The organism is Aureimonas frigidaquae, assembly GCF_001463905.1.
GTDB lineage: Bacteria > Pseudomonadota > Alphaproteobacteria > Rhizobiales > Rhizobiaceae > Aureimonas > Aureimonas frigidaquae.
Genome location: NZ_BBWR01000013.1, coordinates 28,398 through 48,342 on the forward strand (window position 1 = coordinate 28,398; position 19,945 = coordinate 48,342).

General features: G+C 66.5%; 20 protein-coding genes. 11 read left to right on the forward strand and 9 right to left on the reverse strand.

Annotated features, from left to right (window positions below):
* Window positions 1–32 precede the first annotated feature (32 nt).
* The 4 genes from AUL30_RS14220 to AUL30_RS14235 are packed head-to-tail and all read left to right on the forward strand — an operon-like array spanning window position 33 to window position 4,125.
* A complete protein-coding gene (locus AUL30_RS14220) occupies window positions 33–653 on the forward strand; it encodes a TRAP transporter small permease subunit (RefSeq protein WP_062228569.1) in 621 nt (206 codons plus the stop codon).
* Window positions 650–1,951, forward strand: a complete 1,302-nt coding sequence (locus AUL30_RS14225; protein ID WP_062228570.1) for a TRAP transporter large permease — start codon at window positions 650–652, stop codon at window positions 1,949–1,951. Before AUL30_RS14220 ends, AUL30_RS14225 begins: the two co-directional genes overlap by 4 nt.
* 7 nt (window positions 1,952–1,958) lie before the next feature.
* Complete coding sequence (locus AUL30_RS14230) at window positions 1,959–3,389, forward strand: amidohydrolase family protein (RefSeq protein ID WP_062228571.1); 1,431 nt, start codon at window positions 1,959–1,961, stop codon at window positions 3,387–3,389.
* A 7-nt stretch (window positions 3,390–3,396) separates the two neighbouring features.
* Complete coding sequence (locus tag AUL30_RS14235; RefSeq protein WP_062228572.1) at window positions 3,397–4,125, forward strand: maleate cis-trans isomerase family protein; 729 nt, start codon at window positions 3,397–3,399, stop codon at window positions 4,123–4,125.
* Between the two features lie 17 nt (window positions 4,126–4,142).
* On the opposite strand, the gene prpB is transcribed toward AUL30_RS14235, so the two are convergent.
* From prpB to AUL30_RS14265, 6 genes are all read right to left on the reverse strand, one after another.
* On the reverse strand, window positions 4,143–5,054 hold the full coding sequence (prpB, locus tag AUL30_RS14240) for a methylisocitrate lyase (RefSeq protein WP_062228573.1): 912 nt from the start codon (window positions 5,052–5,054) through the stop codon (window positions 4,143–4,145).
* Window positions 5,051–6,610 carry a tripartite tricarboxylate transporter permease gene (locus AUL30_RS14245; protein WP_083507947.1) on the reverse strand — a complete coding sequence of 520 codons (1,560 nt, stop codon included), beginning with the start codon at window positions 6,608–6,610 and terminating at the stop codon, window positions 5,051–5,053. The genes prpB and AUL30_RS14245 overlap by 4 nt, the downstream gene beginning before the upstream one ends.
* Window positions 6,610–7,050, reverse strand: a complete 441-nt coding sequence (locus tag AUL30_RS14250; RefSeq protein ID WP_062228574.1) for a tripartite tricarboxylate transporter TctB family protein — start codon at window positions 7,048–7,050, stop codon at window positions 6,610–6,612. Before AUL30_RS14250 ends, AUL30_RS14245 begins: the two co-directional genes overlap by 1 nt.
* A gap of 14 nt (window positions 7,051–7,064) precedes the next feature.
* Entirely contained in the window at window positions 7,065–8,063 is a 999-nt protein-coding gene (locus tag AUL30_RS14255; RefSeq protein WP_062228575.1) for a tripartite tricarboxylate transporter substrate binding protein, read from the reverse strand.
* A 77-nt stretch (window positions 8,064–8,140) separates the two neighbouring features.
* A complete protein-coding gene (locus AUL30_RS14260; RefSeq protein ID WP_062228576.1) occupies window positions 8,141–9,583 on the reverse strand; it encodes a sensor histidine kinase in 1,443 nt (480 codons plus the stop codon).
* Window positions 9,570–10,256: a response regulator gene (locus AUL30_RS14265; RefSeq protein WP_062228577.1), complete on the reverse strand. Its 687-nt coding sequence runs from the start codon at window positions 10,254–10,256 to the stop codon at window positions 9,570–9,572. Before AUL30_RS14265 ends, AUL30_RS14260 begins: the two co-directional genes overlap by 14 nt.
* 332 nt (window positions 10,257–10,588) lie before the next feature.
* Here AUL30_RS14265 and AUL30_RS14270 point away from each other — a divergent pair, with 332 nt between their 5' ends.
* The 5 genes from AUL30_RS14270 (at window position 10,589) to AUL30_RS14290 (ending at window position 16,811) form a co-directional block, all read left to right on the forward strand.
* Complete coding sequence (locus AUL30_RS14270; protein WP_062228578.1) at window positions 10,589–11,638, forward strand: LacI family DNA-binding transcriptional regulator; 1,050 nt, start codon at window positions 10,589–10,591, stop codon at window positions 11,636–11,638.
* Between the two features lie 157 nt (window positions 11,639–11,795).
* The gene (locus AUL30_RS14275; RefSeq protein ID WP_083507948.1) at window positions 11,796–12,728 is read left to right on the forward strand and encodes an ABC transporter substrate-binding protein; all 933 of its coding nucleotides are present in this window, start codon (window positions 11,796–11,798) and stop codon (window positions 12,726–12,728) included.
* Window positions 12,729–12,815: 87 nt separating this feature from the next.
* Window positions 12,816–14,348 carry a sugar ABC transporter ATP-binding protein gene (locus AUL30_RS14280; RefSeq protein ID WP_062228579.1) on the forward strand — a complete coding sequence of 511 codons (1,533 nt, stop codon included), beginning with the start codon at window positions 12,816–12,818 and terminating at the stop codon, window positions 14,346–14,348.
* The gene (locus AUL30_RS14285; protein ID WP_322787514.1) at window positions 14,345–15,364 is read left to right on the forward strand and encodes an ABC transporter permease subunit; all 1,020 of its coding nucleotides are present in this window, start codon (window positions 14,345–14,347) and stop codon (window positions 15,362–15,364) included. Before AUL30_RS14280 ends, AUL30_RS14285 begins: the two co-directional genes overlap by 4 nt.
* A gap of 79 nt (window positions 15,365–15,443) precedes the next feature.
* Entirely contained in the window at window positions 15,444–16,811 is a 1,368-nt protein-coding gene (locus tag AUL30_RS14290) for a hypothetical protein (RefSeq protein ID WP_062228580.1), read from the forward strand.
* A gap of 85 nt (window positions 16,812–16,896) precedes the next feature.
* Here AUL30_RS14290 and AUL30_RS14295 read toward each other — a convergent pair whose 3' ends face one another.
* Complete coding sequence (locus AUL30_RS14295; protein WP_062228581.1) at window positions 16,897–18,093, reverse strand: MFS transporter; 1,197 nt, start codon at window positions 18,091–18,093, stop codon at window positions 16,897–16,899.
* Window positions 18,094–18,232: 139 nt separating this feature from the next.
* Between AUL30_RS14295 and AUL30_RS14300 the strand changes: the two genes are divergently transcribed.
* Entirely contained in the window at window positions 18,233–18,487 is a 255-nt protein-coding gene (locus AUL30_RS14300) for a FitA-like ribbon-helix-helix domain-containing protein (RefSeq protein WP_062228582.1), read from the forward strand.
* Entirely contained in the window at window positions 18,484–18,918 is a 435-nt protein-coding gene (locus tag AUL30_RS14305) for a type II toxin-antitoxin system VapC family toxin (protein WP_062228583.1), read from the forward strand. The genes AUL30_RS14300 and AUL30_RS14305 overlap by 4 nt, the downstream gene beginning before the upstream one ends.
* A gap of 455 nt (window positions 18,919–19,373) precedes the next feature.
* On the opposite strand, the gene AUL30_RS19455 is transcribed toward AUL30_RS14305, so the two are convergent.
* Complete coding sequence (locus AUL30_RS19455) at window positions 19,374–19,634, reverse strand: type II toxin-antitoxin system Phd/YefM family antitoxin (protein ID WP_083507949.1); 261 nt, start codon at window positions 19,632–19,634, stop codon at window positions 19,374–19,376.
* A 34-nt stretch (window positions 19,635–19,668) separates the two neighbouring features.
* The gene (locus tag AUL30_RS19780; protein WP_157070173.1) at window positions 19,669–19,896 is read right to left on the reverse strand and encodes a hypothetical protein; all 228 of its coding nucleotides are present in this window, start codon (window positions 19,894–19,896) and stop codon (window positions 19,669–19,671) included.
* Between the last annotated feature and the right edge of the window lie 49 nt (window positions 19,897–19,945).

Genomic DNA, 19,945 nt, shown 5'->3' on the forward strand with positions numbered 1-19,945 from the left:
GGTGCGGGCCCTGAGCCCGGAGGATACTTTCCATGGACGAGAAACCGGCCCTCGTCGGGCTCGACAATCCGCTCGCGCGCGCCTTCGCGCACCCCATCCGCTGGATGCAGATCCTGATGGGCTGGTGCCTGCTCGCCCTGTGCATCGCCACGACGGTGGAGGTGCTGGGGCGCAAGTTCTTCGGCTACTCCCTTCAGGGCGTCAACGAGATCGGCGCCTACATGCTCGCCGTCTCCAGCACCTGGGGTTTCTCGATGGCGCTGCTGCAACGGGCCCATTCCCGTGTCGACTTTCTGTTCCCGCGCTTTCCGCGCGGCATGCGGACCGTGTTGAACCTCTCCGCCGCGGTGATCCTTGCCGCCATTGCCGTCTTTGCCGCCATCCAGGGCTGGCATGTGCTTCAGGATACGCTGCGCTGGCAGGCGCATGCCAACACCCCGCTCCAGACGCCCATGTGGATCCCGCAGGGGCTGTGGCTCGTCGGGCTCGTCGTCTTTGCGGCGACGAGCGCCGCCTTCGGCGTCCATGCCGTGATCCTGGCCTTCACCGATCGTGACGCCCTGAACCGCTATTACGGACCGCCATCGCTGCAGGACCAGATCGACCTCGAAACGCAGGGCAACCTTCCGGCCATGCAGGAGCCCGCCCGATGATCAGCATCCTGACCGTCGCCATCGGCTTCGGGCTCATGCTCAGCCTGCTTTTCCTGGGGCTACACGTCGCTTCCGCGCTGTTCGTCACGGCCTTCGTGGCCATCGTCGTGTTCTTCGACGGCGTGCACCTGCGCGTCTTCGGAAGCCAGCTCTGGAGCTCGATGGAGGATTACATCCTGCTCGCCATCCCGCTCTATATCCTTTTGGGAGAGATCCTGGTGCGCAGCGGCATGACGGATCGCATGTATGCGGCCCTGTCACCCTGGCTGAACCGCCTGCCGGGCGGCCTTTTGCACACCAATATCGGCGCCTCGGCGATCTTCTCGGCCGTGTCGGGCTCGTCCGTATCGACGGCCGCGACCATCACCACCGTGGCGCTGCCCTCGTTCCGCAAGCGAGACTATGACGAGCGGCTGGTGCTCAGGTCCATCGCGGCCGGCGCCTCGCTCGGCAACCTCATCCCGCCGGGCATCGCCTTCATCGTCTATGCCTCGCTCACCAACACTTCGGTGGCGCAGCTCTACGCCGCAGCGCTCATTCCCAGCATCGCGCTCGCCTTCATGTTCATGCTGACGATCGCCATACTGTGCATCGCGCGGCCGGAACTTGCCCGCTCCAACGAACCCTATGTGCCCTGGAAGGAGCGCTTCCGCCTGATGGGCGGGCTGCTCGGTCCCACCGTCGTCTTCGTGATTATCATGGGTTCGGTCTATACCGGCTGGGCCACGGTGACGGAGTCGGCGGCGCTGGCGGTGGTCGCGACCATTCTCATCGCCGGTTTCCAAGGCAGGCTCAGCCTCCGGATGCTGCACGAATCCTTCGTGACGACGGCCAGCCTGACGGCCATTTCCATGCTGATCCTGGTCGTCGCCTTCTACCTCAACTACGCGCTCGCCCTCCTCAACGTCACGCAGACGCTCAGCACCTGGGTGGCCGGCCTCGGCGTCTATCCGCTCACGCTCAAATGGGCGCTGGCGATCTTCTACGTCCTGCTCGGCATCTTCTTCGAGACGCTGCCCATGATGGTCGGCACCGTCCCGGTGCTGCTGCCGGTCATCCTGGCGGCGGGGATCGATCCGATCTGGTTCGGCGTCTTCATCGTGCTCATGTGCGAGATGTCTCTTTTGACGCCGCCGGTCGGCATGACGCTCTACGTCATCCAGACGGTGCGCAAGGTCGGCAATATCGGCACCGTCTTTGCCGGCACCATACCCTTCATCGTCACCATGCTGGTGATGATGGTGCTGCTCATCCACCTCCCGCAGATCGCCACCTGGGCCGTTCCCGCCGCCAGATAGGATCATCATGTCAGACGCATCGCCGCAGACGCACTGCATCCGCCGTGCCGCCTGGATCATCGGATGGGACGCAGACAGGGGAGGCCATGTCTACCTGCGCGACGGTGACGTCGCCTGGCAGGGGGATCGCCTCATCCAGGTGGGCGGTTCCTATGACGGCACGGTCGATACAGAGATGGACGGGAGCCGACGGCTCGTCATGCCCGGCCTCATCAATATCCATTGCCATCCCACGCAGACGCCGATCTATCGCGGCTTCGTGGAGGAGTACGGAAACCCGCGCCTCTTCTTCAACGGGCGGCAGGATTTCCGCCAGAGCTTTATCCAGGACGAGGCGGCACTGCGGGCCTCCGCGCGCTATGCGCTGGCCGAGATGGCGACCAACGGCATCACCACCATCTTCGACCTCAGCCACGCCTATCCCGGCTGGCTCGATCTCCTGGACCAAAGCGGCCTGCGCGTCTGGGTGGCGCCGATGTTCCGTTCGGCGCGCTGGTGGGCCTCCGACGGGCAGGAGACGCTCTACGACTGGTCGCCGGACGAGGGCGCGGCGGCCTTTGCCGAGGCACAGGCCGTGATGGACGCCGCCGAGCGGCATGCGAGCGGACGTTTCAGCGCCGTCGTCGCGCCCGCGCAGATCGACACCTGTACGCAAGACCTTCTTCGAGACGCGATCGCCCTGTCACGCGATACGGGCCGTGTCCTTTTCACGCATGGGGCGCAGAGCTACCCCGAATTCAACCAACTCGCGCGGCTGCATGACAAGACGCCCATCGGTTACATGGACTCGATCGGGTTCCTCGGCGAGCGGACGGTCATCGGGCATGCGGTCTTCACCGATCGGCACCCGTGGTTGCTCTGGCCGACGCGCGACGACCTGTCGCTCCTGGCGGAGAGCGGAACGACGGTCGCCCATTGCCCGACCGTCTTCATCCGCGACGGGACGCTGCTGCACCATATCGGCGCCTATATGGATGCGGGCGTGAACGTGGCGATCGGCACCGACACGCACCCGCAGAACATGCTGGAGGAAATCCGCACGGCCGAGCTTCTGGCGCGGGCGGCTGCCGGTGCGCAGCATACGAGCACCACGGCGCGGCTGTTCCACGCCGCGACCGCCGGCGCTGCCAGGCTGCTCGGCCGCGACGATATCGGGCGGCTCGACGTCGGCGCCAAGGCCGACCTCGTCACCTTCGACCTCGATCATCCGCAGATGCACCCGCTGCGCGATCCGCTGCGCGCGATCATCCACCAGGCGGCGGAGCGCGCCATCGATGCCGTCTATGTCGATGGGCGGCGCATCGTGTCGGCCGGTCGCTGCGAAACGATCGACTGGGACGACGCGGCGCGCACGCTCGACCGCGAGCAGAAGCGGATCGCCGCCAAGGCGCCGCGCCTCGACGAGATCGTGCCCCTGATGCTGCCGATGGGGGCTTGAGCGGGAGATGATGGACAGGGCCCTGATCGGCGTTCTGACGCCGTCCTCGAACACCATCCTGGAGCCGGCCACATCCGCGCTGGTCGCCGGGCTGCCGCATGTCTCGGCGCATTTCTCGCGCTTCAACGTCACGCAGATCGCGCTCAGCGACAGCGCCAACGACCAGTTCCGGCTGGACCCCATGCTGGCGGCCAGCCGCCTTTTGGCCGATGCGCATGTGGGCGTGATCGCCTGGAGCGGCACGTCCGCCAGCTGGCTCGGAAACGCCTGGGACCGGCAACTCTGCGAGGCCATCGAGGGGCAGACCGGTATCCCCGCCTGCACGGCGGTGGGCGCGATCAACGATCTGATCGCCCTGCGCCCCGCCACGCGCATCGGCCTCATCTCGCCCTATACGCAGGATGTGCAGAGCCGCATCATCGCCAACTACGCCGCCGCCGGCATTCACACCGTCGCCGAAGCCCATACGGGCCTGTCGGAGAATTTCGCCTTCTCGCAGGTGCCGGACGACACCGTGGCAACCATGTGCCGAACGGTTGCCGCAGCCTCGCCGGAGGCCATCGTCATCATGTGCACGAACATGCGCGGCTGGAGCATCATGGCCGATCTGGAAGCCGAGCTCGGCATCCCGATCATCGATTCGACCGCGGCCGTCGTCTGGAAGGCGCTCGGCATGCTGGGGGTGGACATGGCGCCGCTGCATCAACGCGGATGGATGTTCAGGCAGGGTTTGTAAGGCGGGGCCGCCCCGCTTTACGACGCGGGAGCGTCCGGCAGCGCGCTGCGTGCGATGGCGCCATCCAGTTCTTCATAGGCGAAGTAGTCGAGGAGATCGTACAGATCGGCGCGCGTCAGCATGGACGCGCGCGCGGCGGTGGTCGCGCCGTCGGTCGCGAGCGATCGGTAAAGATCCCGCTGGGCGGCCGCGGCGACCCGCAGCGAGGATACTGGCCAGATCACCATCGCGTAGCCGAGCGCCTCGAAGGCATCGGCCGTCAGGTCCGGCGTGCGCCCGAACTCGGTCATATTGGCCAGGAGGGGGACGTCCGGCATTGCTTTCGCGAAGGCGCGCAGCATGTCGATGCTCGTCAGCGCCTCCGGAAAGATGGCGTCCGCTCCGGCGTCCACGTAGAGGCGCGCCCGCGCAACCGCCGCCTCCAGACCTTCGCTCGCGACAGCATCGGTCCGGGCGATGACCACGAGGTCCCGGCGGGCCCGTGCCGCCGCGGCGATCTTGGCGGCCATGTCCGATGGGCTCGCCAGCCGCTTGTCGGACAGGTGCCCACACTTCTTGGGAAGGATCTGGTCCTCGATGTGGACGGCGGCGGCGCCCTCGGCCTCGAAGCGCTGCACCATCGCCATGACGTTGAGCGCTTCGCCGTAGCCCGTATCGCCATCGACGATGACGGGCAGCTTCGATACCCGCGCAATCTGGCTCAGGAAGAAGCAGACATCCTCGATCGTGATGATGCCAAGATCCGGCAGCCCCATCGAGGCGCTCATGGCGGCGCCGGAGAGGTAAAGCCCCTCGAAGCCGCTTCGGGCCGCTTGAAGGGCGGCGAGGCCATTGTGCGCGCCCGGCAGGCGCAGGATCCGGCGATCCTTCAGCCTGGCGCGCAGACGGGCGCCGGGCGTGCCGACGGGCTGTGCGGAGAAGATCGTCATGGCCTGGCCTCCGGGGCATCCTTCGCCACCACGTCTTCGGGCGTGGGCAGCACGGGCTCGCCGCTCCGTCGCTTCAGGATCTGCGGGACGATCAGCATCAGGGCCGCGGCCGACCAGAGCACGATGGCGATCCAGCTCGACCAGAGGATGTCCACCTCGCCCGCGGAAAGGGACAGAGCGCGGCGCAGATTCTGCTCCAGAAGCTTGCCGAGGACGAAGCCCAGGATCAGCGGCGCCATTGGAACGGACAGCTTGCGCAGCCAGTAGGCGGCCACCCCGATGATGACCATCAGCACGAGGTCGAAGCCGGCGGACTTGCCCGAATAGACGCCGATCGCGCTGACCACGACGATGAACGGAACCAGCGTCCAGGCCGGCACGGACAGCATCCGGGCAAACACCCCGACAAGGGGAATGTTCATCGCCAGAAGCATGATGTTGCCGACGAAGAGCGAGGCGATGAGACCCCAGACGAGGGCTGGCTGGGCGTTGAACAAAACGGGGCCGGGGGTGATGTTGTAGAGGGTGAGCACGCCGAGCATGATCGCCGTCGTGCCGGAGCTCGGAATGCCGAGAGTCAGCATCGGGATGAAGTTGGAGTTCGAAGCGCTGTTGTTGGCGGCCTCGACGCTGGCGAGCCCGCGAAGATCACCGCGTCCGAAGCGGCTTCCGGCCGGATCGCGGCGTTCCACGATGCGCTTCTCCGTGGTGTAGGCGAGTGCCGAGCCGACCGTCCCGCCGGCGCCCGGCAAGAGGCCGATGGCAAAGCCGATGCCCGATCCGCGCAGCGTCGAGAAAAGCGTGCTGCGCATTTCGGCAAGGTTGAAGAGGCTGCGGCCCATGCGCTCGATGCGCACGGAGGCGCCGGAGCGGTGCCCCTCGTAGAGGAGGAGCAGCTCCGAGATCGCGAAGAGACCGATGACGATCGTCGCGAACTGGATCCCATCGATCAGATTCACCATCCCGAACGTGTAGCGATAGACGCCGGAGTTCGGATCGATCCCGACCGTGGAGAGCGCCAGGCCGATGCCGACCGCCAGCAGCGCCTTGATCGGCTTGTCGGCGAGAAGGCCGGTCAGGCAGGCGAAGGCAAAGACCATCAGGGCCACATATTCGACCGGCCCGAAGGCGAGCGCCCAGCGCGAGACGACAGGCGCGGCAATGATGATTCCGAGCGTCGCCAGAAGCGAGCCGAGAAAGGATGACCATGCCGACAGCGACAGGGCGATGCCGGCCTTGCCCTGCCGCGCCAGCGGGTAGCCCTCGATGGCCGTCATGACGGCGGAGGCCTCGCCCGGCACGTTGATCAGGATCGCGGAAATGCGGCCACCATATTCCGATCCGACATAGATCGCCGCCATCAGGATCAGCGAGGATTCCGGCGGAAGCCCGAGCGCGAACACCACCGGCACCAGCATGGCGACCGCGTTGACCGGGCCAAGCCCCGGAAGCACGCCGACCATGGTGCCGACCACGGCGCCGAGCGCGGCAAGACCGAGGTTCGACGGCGTGAGGGCGACGGAGAAGCCCATCATCAGATAGGAAAGCGTGTCCATCAGATCACTCCCGAAAGGAGGCCGGCCGGCAGCACGACGTCGAGGAGCCTGTCGAAAAGGAGGAAGGAGCCAACAGACAGAGCGACCCCCGTGAGCCCCGCCTGCATCCATGTCGCGCCGAAGATACGCGCCACGGCAACGCACATCAGCGCCGTCGACAGGACGAAACCGAGTGGCTGGAAAAAGAACGCATAGGCGAGCAGAACGGCGGAGATCGAAACGATGCCGACATTGACGCCCGGCGCGTTCGGCGCCTCGTCCGGGCCCGGGCGCAGGACGAGCATGAGCCCGCAAATGCCGATGAGGGCGGCGGTCAGGAGCGGGAAGGCGCGCGGGCCGACCGGCTCGTAGGCGAAGGGGGCGACAAGCCCCCAACCGAAGATCAGAAGGCCGAGACTTGCGAGCAACGCCAGCCCGCCGAGTGTCCTGTCGTTGCTCATGCAAATTCGCCCGCTTACTGCGCGACGAGTTCGAAGGAGCGGGCAAGCTCGCGATGCAGTTCGATCTGTTCGCCGACGAAGGTCTGGAGCTCTTCGCCGACAATCGGCAGCGGCAGAAGGTTGCGCGACGTCAGGAGTGCGTCGTAGGTCGGCGCGTTCATCGCGGTCTGGAAGGCGTCGGTCCACCAGGCGTAATCCGCGTCGGAGACGTCCGGCCCGACATAGAAGCCGCGCACGATCGGCCATTCGATATCGTAGCCCTGCTCCTTGGCGGTGGCGATATCGGCGAGCTTGCCGCCGAGGCGCTCGTCCGCGTAGACGGCCAGAAGCTTAAGCGGCGCGCCGCCGTCGATCGCCGCCTGGCTGTCCCCGACATCGTTCATGCAGGCCTGTACGTGGCCGCCCTGCAGCGCGGTGGCGCAATCGCCGCCACCCTCGAAGGCTACGAAGCGCATGGTCTTGTGGTCGATGCCGGCGGCGCGCGCCGTCAGGGCGGCCTTCATCCAGTCCTGGCTGCCGATGGTGCCGCCCGCGCCGAGGATCACCGAAGCCGGGTCGGCTTTGATCGCCTCCATCATTTCCGAAAGGGACGCCCAGGGCGCGTCCTCGGCAACGACGACGGCGCCGTAATCGGTGCCGACGGAGGCGACCCAGCGCACGTCCTTGGCCGCATAATCGCCGAACTTGCCCTGGGCGAGGTTCAGGAGCGAGCCGGCCGAGAAGGCGACGATCGTTCCCGGTTCGGCGCGGCGCTGGCCCACGATGGTGTTGAAGGCGACGGCGCCGATGCCGCCTGGCATGTAGGAAACGCGCAACGGGCTGGCGAGGACGTCGGCGTCCACGAGCGCCTGCTGCGCCAGCTTGCAGGTGATGTCGAAGCCGCCGCCCGGCTGCGCGGGTGCAATGCATTCGGGATTGGCCGGCTGCGCGGCGACCGGCGCGACGGCCGATCCCAGAAGTGCAAGGGCGGTTCCCGCGCCGAGCGCGGCACGGTGGATGATCGTCAAGGACATCGGTGCTTCTCCCACTAGAGCTATCGAGCCTCCCAGCTCTCACCCAGCCTTACGAAATCGAAGCTTTCATTCGCCTTTCATCGCGCGAAGGCCGGGATGGGCAGGTCGATCGTTGCCGCGGCGCCCGTCGGCTCCCGGTTGGCAAGGCGAAGGGAGCCGCCATGCGCCCGGGCGATCGCCTCTGCGATGGCAAGGCCGAGGCCCGAGCCGCCCGATGGCGAAGGGCCCCCAGGCTCGTGAAACCGCTCCCGGGGCAGGGCGATGTCCGCAACCTGAAAGCCCGGACCCTCGTCCAGGACCGTGAGCGCAATGCTGCGCGCGTCCGCAGCCGGCTCGGCCCTCAGGATCACGCGGCCGCCCGGCAGTGAGTGCCGGATCGCATTGTCGACGAGGTTGCTCAGTGCCTCGAAGAGAAGATCGCGCTGGCCCGGCATCGGGCGGTCCGGCCCCGCCATCTCCACCTCGATCGCGATGCGCCTTTGGCGGGCGCGCGAAAGGTGAAGCCGTGCGACGTCCGTCAGCAATGCTTCCGGAGAGGGCACGCCATCGGGCTGGTTCGTCAGCAGCCTTGCGTTCTTGGCGCGCGCCAGCGCCAGGAGCTGCGTCATCGTGCGGCCGGCCCGCTCGACCACCGTGCGCATGGACAGGAGCGCCTCGGTTCTGGCCTCCGGCGCCGTTTCGGCCAGGGCGTAATCGATCTGCGCCCGCAGGACGGCGATGGGCGTCTTCAATTGGTGCGATGCATCGTCGATGAAGCGCCGCTGCGCCTCGCCCTGCTCGCGATAGCGGTCGATAAGGCCGTTCAGCGCCGCGACCAGGGGCACGACCTCGCTTGGAAGGCGCGCCGGCGGCACCAGCCGGGTGCGATCCTGCGGATCCCGTCGCTCGAGCCGCTCCTGCAGGCTTGCCAGCGGACGGATGGCGACATGCGCCCCGAGGGCCAGGAACAGGATCGAGGCGAAGACGACGGCGGCGTCCCGCCACAGCGCACGGCGGAAGATTTCGTCGCGGAAAGCCTGTCGCGAGCCGGTCGTCTCGGCCACTTCGATAATGATGTTCTGGGCGGTCGGCGCGCCATAGAGCGGCGTTTGGAGCGGCCGCTTAAAGACGCCGATCCGCACCTCCCGTCCCAGATATCGGGCATCGGAAAAGACGTAGCTTCCCGGCGAGATGTCGTCCGGTGGTGGCGGAAGGAGCGCGTCGCCGATCTGTACGAGGTTGTCGTCCGTCGAGACGCGGAAAAAGACTTCGCCGTCGGCGGTCGTCTGGAAGCTTTCGAAGAGCGGATAGGGAAGCTCCACGCCGACTCCGCCGCTTTCGGTCGAGATGTTCAGATCGATTGCGCGGATCGCACCCGCCAGCGACCGGTCGTAGGCGCTGTCCGAAAGCTCCTTCATGTTCAGCATGGTCAGCCAGAGGCCGGCTCCCAGCAGAAAGGCGATGGCCGGTATGGTCCAGCTGGCGAGCTTCTGCCACAGCGGGCGGGGCCGCCGCAGGACGCCGGGATCAGCGCCCTGCATCCTGCGCCTCCAGAAGATAGCCGAGGCCTCGCAGGGTCACGATGTGGACGCCGGTCTCCGCCAGCTTGCGCCGCAGACGATGAACGATGACTTCGATCGCCTCGAGCGACAGGTCGGCGTCGGAGGCGACAAGATGATCCAGGAGATCCTGCTTTGCGACGGGTTCGCCGAGGCGGCGCACGAGAACGCGCAGCACGGCATGCTCGCGCGGTGTCAGTGCCAAGGGATGGTCCCCGACGGTGAAACGCTGGGCCCGCTCGTCGAAGGTGAGGGGACCGCAGGTGAAAAGGCCATTGGCGCGGCCGCGGCTGCGACGCACGAGCGCCACCAGCCGCGCCTCCAGCTCCTCGATCGCGAACGGCTTGCCGAGAAAGTCGTCGGCGCCGTCCCGGAGCAGACTGACCCGGTCGGCAAGACCGTCTCGGGCAGTCACGACGATCACCGGCGTCGGATCATCGGCCGATCTGCGCGCCCGCAACACGGCCTCGCCGCCGAGCGAGGGAAGCCCCAGATCGAGCACCACCGCATCGAAGGTGTCGATGCCCAGCCGACGCTTGGCCATATGGCCGTCCTCCTCCCATTCGACGAAGAAGCCGAGCTGTTCCAGGCTCTTCTTGAGCCATCGGGCGAGGTCGGGATCGTCTTCGACCAGAAGAATACGGTGACCGGGCATGATCGGATCGGTCCCTTCCGAGGGTGGGTGAACGTTGGCCGGCCGGCCTGGAACGGCCGTGAATGTGTTCCGGGTCGCAAACCTGCCAGCATGAACCTAACGCCGTGATGCATGGGACGCCACGCGTTCCATGGCGGCGGGGTCAGTCGCCGTCGGTCGCAAAGACGGTGCTGCGACGGTATGACAGGACCGGCGGGGCGCGTGCAGTGCACCAAAGATGACCGGGAAACTGACCAGATTCGCCCTTGTCGGGGCGAACCTAATCGTTTATGCAGTTGCATAATCGTTTAGGGCGCTTTGGGAAGCGTCGGTGCGGAAGGGGAGGTCTGCGCATGAAGAAATCGACGATGCGCGACATCAGCAACGCCACCGGCCTGTCTATGTTCACCGTCTCGCGTGCCCTCAGCGGCGCCGACGGCGTGTCGGACGAGAGCCGCATGCAGGTGCGACGGGTTGCCGATGAGCTCGGATACATCCCGAACCGGGCGGCGCAGGATCTGCGCAAGACGAGCCGCGACTCCGTGACCGTCATTACGGCCAGCACATCCAACAGCTACTATCTCGACCTCATGGCCGGCATTCAGAAGGCTCTGAGGCCTGCCGACTGGACGGTCGTCATGGCCGATGTCGCGGTGGAGGGGGTCTACGACGCCAACCTAGAGGCGCGCACGATCCGTCGCCTGATCGAGACGCGAACGGCCGGTGTCATCTCGACCCTGACGCTGAAGCCGGAAAGCGTGTCCCTGCTGTCGCGCTGGGACATTCCCATCGTCTTCGTCGATTCCGCCCCGCCGGAGGGGAAGGTCGCCTTTCCGAGCGTGACCACCGACAATTACGAAGCCAGCCGCGAGGTAGGGCGCCACCTGGCCGGCCATCACTATGCGGACTGGCTGTTTCTGGCCTATCCCACGCGCTGGTCGACACGCTTCGAGCGCGAGCGCGGCATCCGGGAGGCGGCCGACGCCCATGGCGTGCGCCTCGAGATCCTGGAAAGCGGCAACGATCCCGAATCCGCCTATGCCGTCATGGCCGAGCGCCTTGCAACGCGCCGTCCGCTGCCGCGCGCGCTGATCGCCGGCAACAACCCGCTGCTGCTCGGGGCGCTGCGGCTTCTGCGCGAGAAAGGGCTGCGCGTTCCGCACGACGTCGCGGTGGTCGCCTTCGACGAATTCGCCTGGTCCGGCCTGATCGATCCGCCGCTGACCGTTCTGAACGAGCGAAGCGAGGAGATCGGCCATCGCGCGGCATCGATGCTGGCGCGGATCATCGAAGCGCAGAGCGAGGCGGAGAAGCGCGGACTGCCGGCGCCCCCGGTCTACCGGGACGAGGACGTCCAGCGGGTCGAGCCGCAGCTCGTGATCCGCAAGTCCTGCGGCTGCTGAGGCGGGGAAGGCGGCCACACCGTCGTTCCGCGCACGGTGACATAAACGATTTGGATGCCGCGGAGCGGCATTCGAACACAGGCGGCGGGCCAGCCTCGCAGCCGTTCGGAGGATACGTCGGCGCTGACCGTCGGCGGCAACGGGAGGAGGTTCCCCAATGAAGATTCATGCCATTCTCGCATCCACCATCGCCCTGGCTGCGCTGGCCATGCCTGCCGCGGCGCAGACCGCCGCTCCGAAAAAGATCGAGTCGATTGGCCTGTTGGTGCAGGACATGTCGAACCCGTTCTTCTCGGCGATGGACAAGGGCGCCCAGAAGGCCGCGGCCGAGATCGGCGCTAGCGTGAACACGCAGGACGCGCAGCTCGATCTCGCCAACCAGAACAATCAGATCGACACGTTCATCCAGCAGGGCGTCAACCTGATCGTGGTGTCCGCAGTCAACGAGGTGGGCCTGGAGCCGGCCATCGAGCGCGCCAAGGAGGCCGGCATCATCGTGATCGCCGTCGATACGCCGGCCAAAGGCGCCGAGGCCGTGGTCATGACCAATGCGGTCCAGGCCGGTGAGCGCTCCTGCGAGTACCTCTTCACGCAGATGGGCGGCAAGGGCGAGGTCCTGCTCGTCGACGGCACGCCGATCCAGACCATCATCGACCGTATCCAGGGCTGCCGGAACGTTGCGGCCAAGTTCCCGGACATCAAGATCGTCGGTCAGCAGGCCTCCAAGAACGACCGCGCCTCCGGCCTTGCCGTCACCACGGACATGCTGACGGCCAACCCGGACGTGACGGGCATCTTCGGCATGAACGATCCCTCCGCGCTCGGCGCGGTGCTGGCGGTCGAGCAGGCCGGCAAGAGCGGGCAGATCAAGGTCACGGGCGTCGACGGCAGCCCCGAGGCGGTGGCCGAGCTGAAGCGCGAGGGCTCCCCCTTCATCGGTACGGCGACGCAGAACCCCGGCGGCATGGTTCAGGAGGCGATCCGCATTGCCCAGGAAATGGCGGCCGGCAATGCTCCGGCCGAGCGTACGGTGCTGATCGAAAGCGTTCTCGTCACCCGGGACAATGTCGGCGAATATGCCGGCTGGTAAGCCGCAACGCCCGTTCGACTGAACCCTTGAGACGGGGGAGGCGGCACACCCGCTTCCCCGCGTCCCTTCCAAAAGGCAGGCACAGCCATGAGCAGCATGACGGCGCCCCTCCTGCAGCTCGAGGGCGTAAGCAAGCGCTACGGCGCCACGCTGGCGCTGAACGACGTGCATCTGGACCTGCGCGCCGGCGAGGTCCACGCCCTGATGGGCGAGAACGGCGCCGGCAAATCGACCCTGATGAAGATCCTGGCCGGCAACGTAGAGCGTGACAGCGGCCGGATCCTGGTGGATGGCCGAGAGGTCGATATACGCTCCCCGCGCGATGCGCGGGCCCACGGGATCGCGATCATCCATCAGGAGCTCAACACCGTTCCGGCCATGACGGTGGCCGAAAACCTGTCGCTCGGCGCCGAACCGCGAACCCGGCTGGGCACGCTCGACCGCGCCCGCGTCCTGGCCGATGCGCGCGAGAAGCTGGCCCGTATCGGCGCGGCGATCGATCCGCGCCGTCCGCTCGGCTCCTTGAGCATCGGCATGCAGCAGATGGTGGAAATCGCACGCGCCGTCGCCGAAAACGCCCGGATCCTCGTCCTCGACGAGCCGACGGCGGCGCTGTCACGCGCCGAGGCCCAGGCGCTCTACGCGCTGATCGGGCAGATGCGCGCTGCCGGCGTCGGCATGGTCTATATTTCTCACCGGATGGAGGAGGTCTGGCAACTCGCCGACCGCGTGACGGTGTTCCGCGACGGCACCCATGTCGGCACCGGGACGATGCAGGAGCTGGCGCCCGGCGATGTGGTGCGCATGATGGTGGGCCGGCCGGTCGCCGATCTCTACCGGCATGATCCCCGCAGCCCCGGCAAGCCGGTCCTCGACGTGGAGAACCTGTCCGGGGAGGGTGTCGGCCCGGTAAGCTTCCGCGTCCATGCGGGCGAGGTCGTGTGCATGGCCGGCCTCATCGGATCGGGGCGCACGGAAGTGGCGCGCCTTCTGTTCGGTGCGGACCCGCGCAGCGGCGGCGACGTGCGCGTCTCTGCCCGGCCGAGCCGCCCGGCCGATCCGAACGCGGCCATCGCCGACGGCTTCGGATTCGTGCCAGAGGATCGCAAGGCGCAAGGGCTCTTCCTCGACCATTCCGTGGAGGCGAACATCGCCATCTCCACACTGCCCCGTTTTGCGCCGGGCGGTGTCGTGCGGGCCGGCACGGTCCGGGAGGCCGTCTTGAGCGAGATGCGGCGCTTGCGCCTGCGCCTCAACGCGCTCGGCCTGCCGGTGCGGGCACTGTCGGGCGGCAACCAGCAGAAGGCCGCGCTGGCGCGTTGGCTGCTGCGCGATTCCGCCATCCTGATCCTCGATGAGCCGACGCGCGGCGTCGATATCGGCGCCAAGCGCGAGATCTACGAAGTCATCGACGGGCTCGCCCGGGCCGGCAAGGCCGTTCTCGTCATCTCCTCCGACCTGCCCGAAGCCATCGGCATCAGCGACCGCCTTCTCGTAATGCGGGGCGGGCGGATCGTCCGGGACCTGCGTTCCGCCGACACCACCGAGGAAGAGGTCATGCTGTACGCCACGGGAGCGGCGCCGCACGCCGAACCAGCCATTCAAGGAGCAACGCCGTGATCGCCCCCAACACCCCGGAGCCGGGTCCGGCCACCGAAGCCCTCGCCGCGGAGCCCTTCGACTTCGCCAAATGGTGGGACCGCGTCGGGATTCTGGTCGTGCTCGTCGCCCTTGTCGTGCTGATGGCCGCCATTGCGCCGAACTTCGCGCGGGTCGACAACCTCCTCAACATCGCCCGCTCCATCTCGGTCAACGCGATACTCGCCGCGGGCCTTACCTTCGTTATCCTGACGGGCGGCATCGACCTGTCGGTCGGCTCCATCGTCGCCGTGTCCGGCGTCGTCTCCGTGCTCGCCGCGATGGCCGGCCTGCCGGCGCCCGCGGCGATCGCCGCCGGCATGGCGGCGGGCGGTCTCTGCGGCCTGATCAACGGCGCGCTGACGGCCTATCTGGGCCTGGCGCCCTTCATCGTCACGCTCGGCACGATGACCTTCCTGCGGGGGCTGTCCTACACGATGACGGCCGGCCAGCCGATCGTTGCGAGCGACCTGAGCTTCCGGGATCTCGGCAACGGCTATCTCCTCGGCCTGCCGGTCCCGGTGATCGTCATGGGCCTCGTCTTCGTCGTGGCCTGGTTCCTTCTGGAGCGCACGCTCTATGGACGGCACGTCTATGCCGTCGGCGGCAATCCGGAGGCGGCGCGGCTCGCGGGCGTGCGGGTGAACCGGATCGTCACATCGGTCTATGTGCTGGCCGGAATTGCGGCGGGCCTGGCCGGCGTGATCCTTGCCGCCCGCCTCATCTCGGCCCAGCCGACGGCCGGCACGGGCTACGAGCTCGACGCGATCGCCGCCGTGGTCCTGGGCGGGACGAGCCTTGCCGGCGGGCGCGGTCGCATCGTCGGCACGCTGATCGGTGCCGTGATCCTGGGTGTCCTGTCGACCGGCCTCATCCTGATGAACGTGCCCTTCTTCACCCAGCTCCTCATCAAGGGCGTGGTGATCATCCTGGCGGTCGCGATCGACAGCCTGAAGCAACGCTCCTTCCGCTTCGGCCGCCGCCCCGGCAAGGCCTGAGACGTCGCCCCTGCCGCATGCGCTTCGTGCGGGCCTGGCCGGCCCGCGCCTTCCGACCCCTTATCCCTTGCGAGCCGACATGACCCAGATCATCCGCATCTCCGATCCCCTTGCCGGCCAGCGCCGCAACGAGCCGATCACCTTCAGCGTCGACGCAGATCTCGACGCCCCCCTGTGGTGGGCCCGGACCGAAGCGGGGGAACGCGTCCTGTGCCAGCGCCTGAACGTGCAGGACGAACCCGGCAGGACGCGCTTCATCGCCTGCGTCAGCTTCGAGGGGAGCACGGCCCTGACGCTGGAAACCCCGGTCGAGGCGGAAGACGTCGCCACGCTGGCCGGCATCCGCGAGTTGAAGGGGCGAGAGCCGGACTGTTTCGTGCGGCTCGATACGCAGGCCTTCGATCTCGAAATGTGCTCTGGCACCGCCGGGGGGCTCGGCTCCTCCAAATGGGGCCTGCGCCACTTCCGCTCACTGGGCGACGGGTTCGAGCTTCTACCCTCGGGCAACAATGCCATCGGCGGGTTCTACGGCCCCTTCTTCACGCCGGAGAACGGTCTGATCAATCCGCCGGAGCATACGGTGGTCCGTATCGAGACGATCGAGCATGGCCCGGTCCTGCATCACTACCGCATGCACGGCACCATCCCCGATGGTCTCCTGGACGAGCTGAAGGGCAAGAGTTTCGCCATCGACTGGCGCTTCACCTACGGTACGCCCTTCTTCCAGCGGCGCTACGTGGTCGACGATTTCCAGACCGTCATCAATGGCCGGTCGGTCACCAACAAGATCACCGTGGGGGACGAGTTCGAGGGCGGCGTCGGCGAGCTCGTCTTCGACCGCTTCGCCGCCTATGGCGGCACGCGCTACCGCTCGGGCGATCCCTATGCCGGCGAACTCGTCGCGATGGTGGCCGATACGGTGGCCCATTCGCAGAACCAGAACCCCAAGTTCGACGAGTTCCGCACCCAGCTGTCCGACATCGAATCGGCGCATTGGGACCTGTACTGGCGCCTCTTCTGCGCCTGGGAAAAGGTGCTGGGCGAGGACGAGATCCGCGAACGGCTCGCGCGCGTACGTGCCGCCTCGCACGTTCTGGCCGATCTGCCGGACCAGCGGCCCTGGACACTGACGGACAAGCCCGTCGACGTGTCGGCGGTGCCGCACGAGACGATCTTTCCGGGGCCGGCCTCCAAGACGGTGGAGTACCACGAGGCGTCCGGCCGGGCGATGGTCTGGTGGACCTCCGCGCCCTCCGGCGCCTTCCAGATCGTCCAGCGCCGGCAGTCGGGCTGGGTGAACTGGGGCTCGAACGGCGAGAACGAATGCCCGGAGCTTCCCGTCGGCGTCGACATCAAGACGGCCTATGGCCGCTTCGCCGAGAGCTGGCAGGCGGTCGCCGACCAGTTGGAGACGCCGCCGACCGTCACGCTCGAAACGCGCCCGTGACCGTGCCGCCCTTGCCTCCGAAAGGGGCAGAGGGGGGCGGGAGCCTGGAGTCCGATGGGAGATTGAACAGGCGCGCGCCGGACCGTCAGCGGCGCAGGCGCCGCGACACCGCCCACATGCCGGCCGCCGCAACCAGCGCATAGGCGCCCATGGCGGCGAGCTGGAGGTCGTAATCCACCCCGGCGTCGATGAGGTAGCCGGTCAGGCCGGGGCCCGCCGCGCTGGCGAACACCATGGTCGCCACCACGACGGAGCGGATCGCACCCAGGTGCCGCGTGCCATAGAGCTCCGGCCACATCGCGCCCGACAGGGTGGACGAGAAGCCGTTGCTGACGCCCATCAATGCCATGAAGAAGAAGATTGCAAAGGGCGCGGTCACGAAGGCGGCAATCAGGCTTGCCGCCGCAAGCGGCAGCAGGAACAGGGGCAGGACCCGCAGGGCGGACAGACGATCGATCAGCCATCCCGCAAACAGTGTGAAGGTGACGTTGGCCACCGACATGACGGCAAAGCCGGCTGCGAAAAGCGTCAGCGGCCAGCCGCGCAGCTCCGTCAGATACACCTGATGGAAGAAGATCGTGGTCGCCACGAAGGGCGGCGCCAGCACGCCAGCCGAGATCAGGTAGAAGTTCGGATCACGCAGCACCTGCGCAAGCGTCCAGTCCCGCCCGGCCTCTTGCGCATGCGCGACGGGACGGGTCAGCGGCACGCGATCGCGCCGCAGGAGAATGAGGACGGCGGGGAGCGCGACGAGAAGCAAAACCGCCGTCCCGGTGAACCAGGACTGCCGCCAGCCGATCGCCCCCGCCACCAGCACGAAGAGGAACGGGAACGCTGCTTCCCCCGCCTGCTGCCCTAGATTGACGAGCGATACGGCGCGCCCCCGATTGGCCACGAACCAGCGTCCTGTGGCCGTCAGCGCAGTCTGGGTCATCATGCCCTGACCGAACAGGCGCAGGAGATAGAGCGACAGGACGAGGAAGGGCAGGGATGTCGACAGGCCCATGGCCACCGTCGCGGCCGCCAGCATGAGGATCGTCCCGGCTGCCACGCTCACCGTCGGGTATCGGTCCATGACGCGGCCGAGAAAGGGCAGCGTCAACGCGCTTCCGAGGGTCGCCAGCATATAGAGCCCGCCGAAAGCACCATGCGTCAGGCCATAAGCTTCGCGGATGCCCGGGTTCGACAGCGAGATGAAGAAGGTCTGCCCGAAGGACGAGAACAGCGTGAGCAGGAAGCCGCCCGCCAGCCACCGAGCGTTATCGGCGATGAACCGCCCCATGCGATGTGTTCCGTTCGTTCAATAACCTGGCGTGTGGGTCGATATCGGATATCGACGACTCCCAAACGCGTAACTTGAAAATGACAGCAATTCAACTAATCTGATAGCACTGATGTCACTCTACAGACGGTGCTATCACATGCCTGCCGTAACCATTCGCAACTTGTCCGAAGAGACACACCGAGCCCTCAAGTTGCGCGCGGCACATCATGGCCGCAGCGCCGAGGCGGAAATGCGAGATATTCTGGACGCGGCGGTTCGCCCCGCCAACCGCATACGCATCGGTTCCGCCCTGTCGGCCCTGAGCCGCGATGCCGGCCTGACCAATGCCGATTTCGAGTCGTTGGAACAGGCCCGCGACCGCACGCCCACCAAGCCTATGAGCTTCGAATGATCGTCCTCGACACCAATGTCGTTTCCGAGGCGATGAAACCGGAGCCGGCTCCGGCCGTGCATGACTGGCTGGACGAGCAGGCCGCAGAGACCCTGTATCTTTCCAGCGTGACTGTTGCCGAACTTATGTTCGGCATCGGCGCGCTGCCTGATGGGCAGCGAAGAGAAAAACTCGCCGCCGCACTCGACGGAATGCTCGACCTGTTCGACGGCCGCATCCTCCCCTTCGATACCGAAGCCGCCCGTCATTACGCAGCCTTGGCCGTCACGGCGCGCAAGGCCGGCAAGGGATTACCCACGCCGGACGGCTATATCGCTGCGATCGCCGCCGCGAACGGTTTTGCCGTCGCGACGCGGGACACCATTGCCTTCGAGGCAGCGGGTGTCCCCGTTATCGACCCGTGGGCGAAGGGACACTCGGCTTCGGCATGAACCCGTCCGCTAGGTACGCTCAAAACGCACGGACGCGTCCACACCTACTGGCAGAATGATCTTGCGCTTGCCTTAGCCTGTTCTGCGCCCCAGACCTGAGAGGTCTTTCTCCGATGACACGCTTTCCAGCTGAAAACTGGAGAGATGGATGGCTGCTTTTTAGTAATCGACAGTGTCTGGCGGGCTATGCGGGACCCGGATGAGAACTATACCTACTCCATAGCCCTCCAAGGCCCTCTATAGAACGACAAAAGGCTGATCATCGGGTCCTTAGCTACAGTCGATCCGGGAGACATCATCCTGTTATTGCGCCGCTGCTGGCTCCTGATGATCGTTACTTCGGCTCCGGCGTCAGCTGAGATGATCAGCTCATCTTCGGACCTCTGGCGCGGTATGCAGAGACTGCTTCCGACTCATTGAGCAGAATGGCCATCATACCGAGGTGTCGATAACCATCATCGCGGCAAGCCGGTCTCGTCGTCATAGAGAAAATCCTGGCTGCGGGCGGCTGAGAGACCCGCCGACGCCTTCGCTGCACCGGACTTTCGAAGCGCATCGAGAAGAACCCGGCAATCTTTGACGGATGGAACAGTGTGAACCGGCACGAGCCGCACGGCGGCATGACCATGGCGGGTCAGCACCACGTCCTCGCCAGCTTCGGCACGGCGCACCAGTTCTGCCAGTTGGGCCCTTGCTTTCGTAATAGATACCCTCATGGAGCTTCCTTTCGGATGACCCAATAGACCATCTTCATGCGACACGCGTCCGTATCAATCGCGAACGTGTCGCCGCTTCCCTTCGGCAAGGATACCTGCATCCATCCGCGAGATCGACTTCGGCTTTCCCCCTGTAAGGCAGCGCGCCGAAGACATCTTCCGGCCGCGTTGCAGCAAAGGTCGGCGCGAATTTCTGCACGGCGTCGTCAGCCGTCGCCCCACCTGTCAACGTCATGCCGGGCTTCTGCTCGGTATTGATCATCAGCCCTCCTTCGCGATGCGAGCCAAGCATGGATAACCCAACGCGGGTG

What these genes read in the sequence shown, in the direction of transcription:
- AUL30_RS19455 (WP_083507949.1), bottom strand. Translation starts at nt 19,634, where the DNA reads ATGAGGGTATCTATTACGAAAGCAAGGGCCCAACTGGCAGAACTGGTG.
- AUL30_RS14260 (WP_062228576.1), bottom strand. Translation starts at nt 9,583, where the DNA reads ATGCAGGGCGCTGATCCCGGCGTCCTGCGGCGGCCCCGCCCGCTGTGG.
- AUL30_RS14270 (WP_062228578.1), top strand. Translation starts at nt 10,589, where the DNA reads ATGAAGAAATCGACGATGCGCGACATCAGCAACGCCACCGGCCTGTCT.
- AUL30_RS14305 (WP_062228583.1), top strand. Translation starts at nt 18,484, where the DNA reads ATGATCGTCCTCGACACCAATGTCGTTTCCGAGGCGATGAAACCGGAG.
- AUL30_RS14230 (WP_062228571.1), top strand. Translation starts at nt 1,959, where the DNA reads ATGTCAGACGCATCGCCGCAGACGCACTGCATCCGCCGTGCCGCCTGG.
- prpB (WP_062228573.1), bottom strand. Translation starts at nt 5,054, where the DNA reads ATGACGATCTTCTCCGCACAGCCCGTCGGCACGCCCGGCGCCCGTCTG.
- AUL30_RS14265 (WP_062228577.1), bottom strand. Translation starts at nt 10,256, where the DNA reads ATGCCCGGTCACCGTATTCTTCTGGTCGAAGACGATCCCGACCTCGCC.
- AUL30_RS14280 (WP_062228579.1), top strand. Translation starts at nt 12,816, where the DNA reads ATGAGCAGCATGACGGCGCCCCTCCTGCAGCTCGAGGGCGTAAGCAAG.
- AUL30_RS14300 (WP_062228582.1), top strand. Translation starts at nt 18,233, where the DNA reads ATGCCTGCCGTAACCATTCGCAACTTGTCCGAAGAGACACACCGAGCC.
- AUL30_RS14235 (WP_062228572.1), top strand. Translation starts at nt 3,397, where the DNA reads ATGATGGACAGGGCCCTGATCGGCGTTCTGACGCCGTCCTCGAACACC.
- AUL30_RS14290 (WP_062228580.1), top strand. Translation starts at nt 15,444, where the DNA reads ATGACCCAGATCATCCGCATCTCCGATCCCCTTGCCGGCCAGCGCCGC.
- AUL30_RS14220 (WP_062228569.1), top strand. Translation starts at nt 33, where the DNA reads ATGGACGAGAAACCGGCCCTCGTCGGGCTCGACAATCCGCTCGCGCGC.
- AUL30_RS14275 (WP_083507948.1), top strand. Translation starts at nt 11,796, where the DNA reads ATGAAGATTCATGCCATTCTCGCATCCACCATCGCCCTGGCTGCGCTG.
- AUL30_RS19780 (WP_157070173.1), bottom strand. Translation starts at nt 19,896, where the DNA reads ATGATCAATACCGAGCAGAAGCCCGGCATGACGTTGACAGGTGGGGCG.
- AUL30_RS14250 (WP_062228574.1), bottom strand. Translation starts at nt 7,050, where the DNA reads ATGAGCAACGACAGGACACTCGGCGGGCTGGCGTTGCTCGCAAGTCTC.
- AUL30_RS14225 (WP_062228570.1), top strand. Translation starts at nt 650, where the DNA reads ATGATCAGCATCCTGACCGTCGCCATCGGCTTCGGGCTCATGCTCAGC.
- AUL30_RS14245 (WP_083507947.1), bottom strand. Translation starts at nt 6,610, where the DNA reads ATGGACACGCTTTCCTATCTGATGATGGGCTTCTCCGTCGCCCTCACG.
- AUL30_RS14255 (WP_062228575.1), bottom strand. Translation starts at nt 8,063, where the DNA reads ATGTCCTTGACGATCATCCACCGTGCCGCGCTCGGCGCGGGAACCGCC.
- AUL30_RS14295 (WP_062228581.1), bottom strand. Translation starts at nt 18,093, where the DNA reads ATGGGGCGGTTCATCGCCGATAACGCTCGGTGGCTGGCGGGCGGCTTC.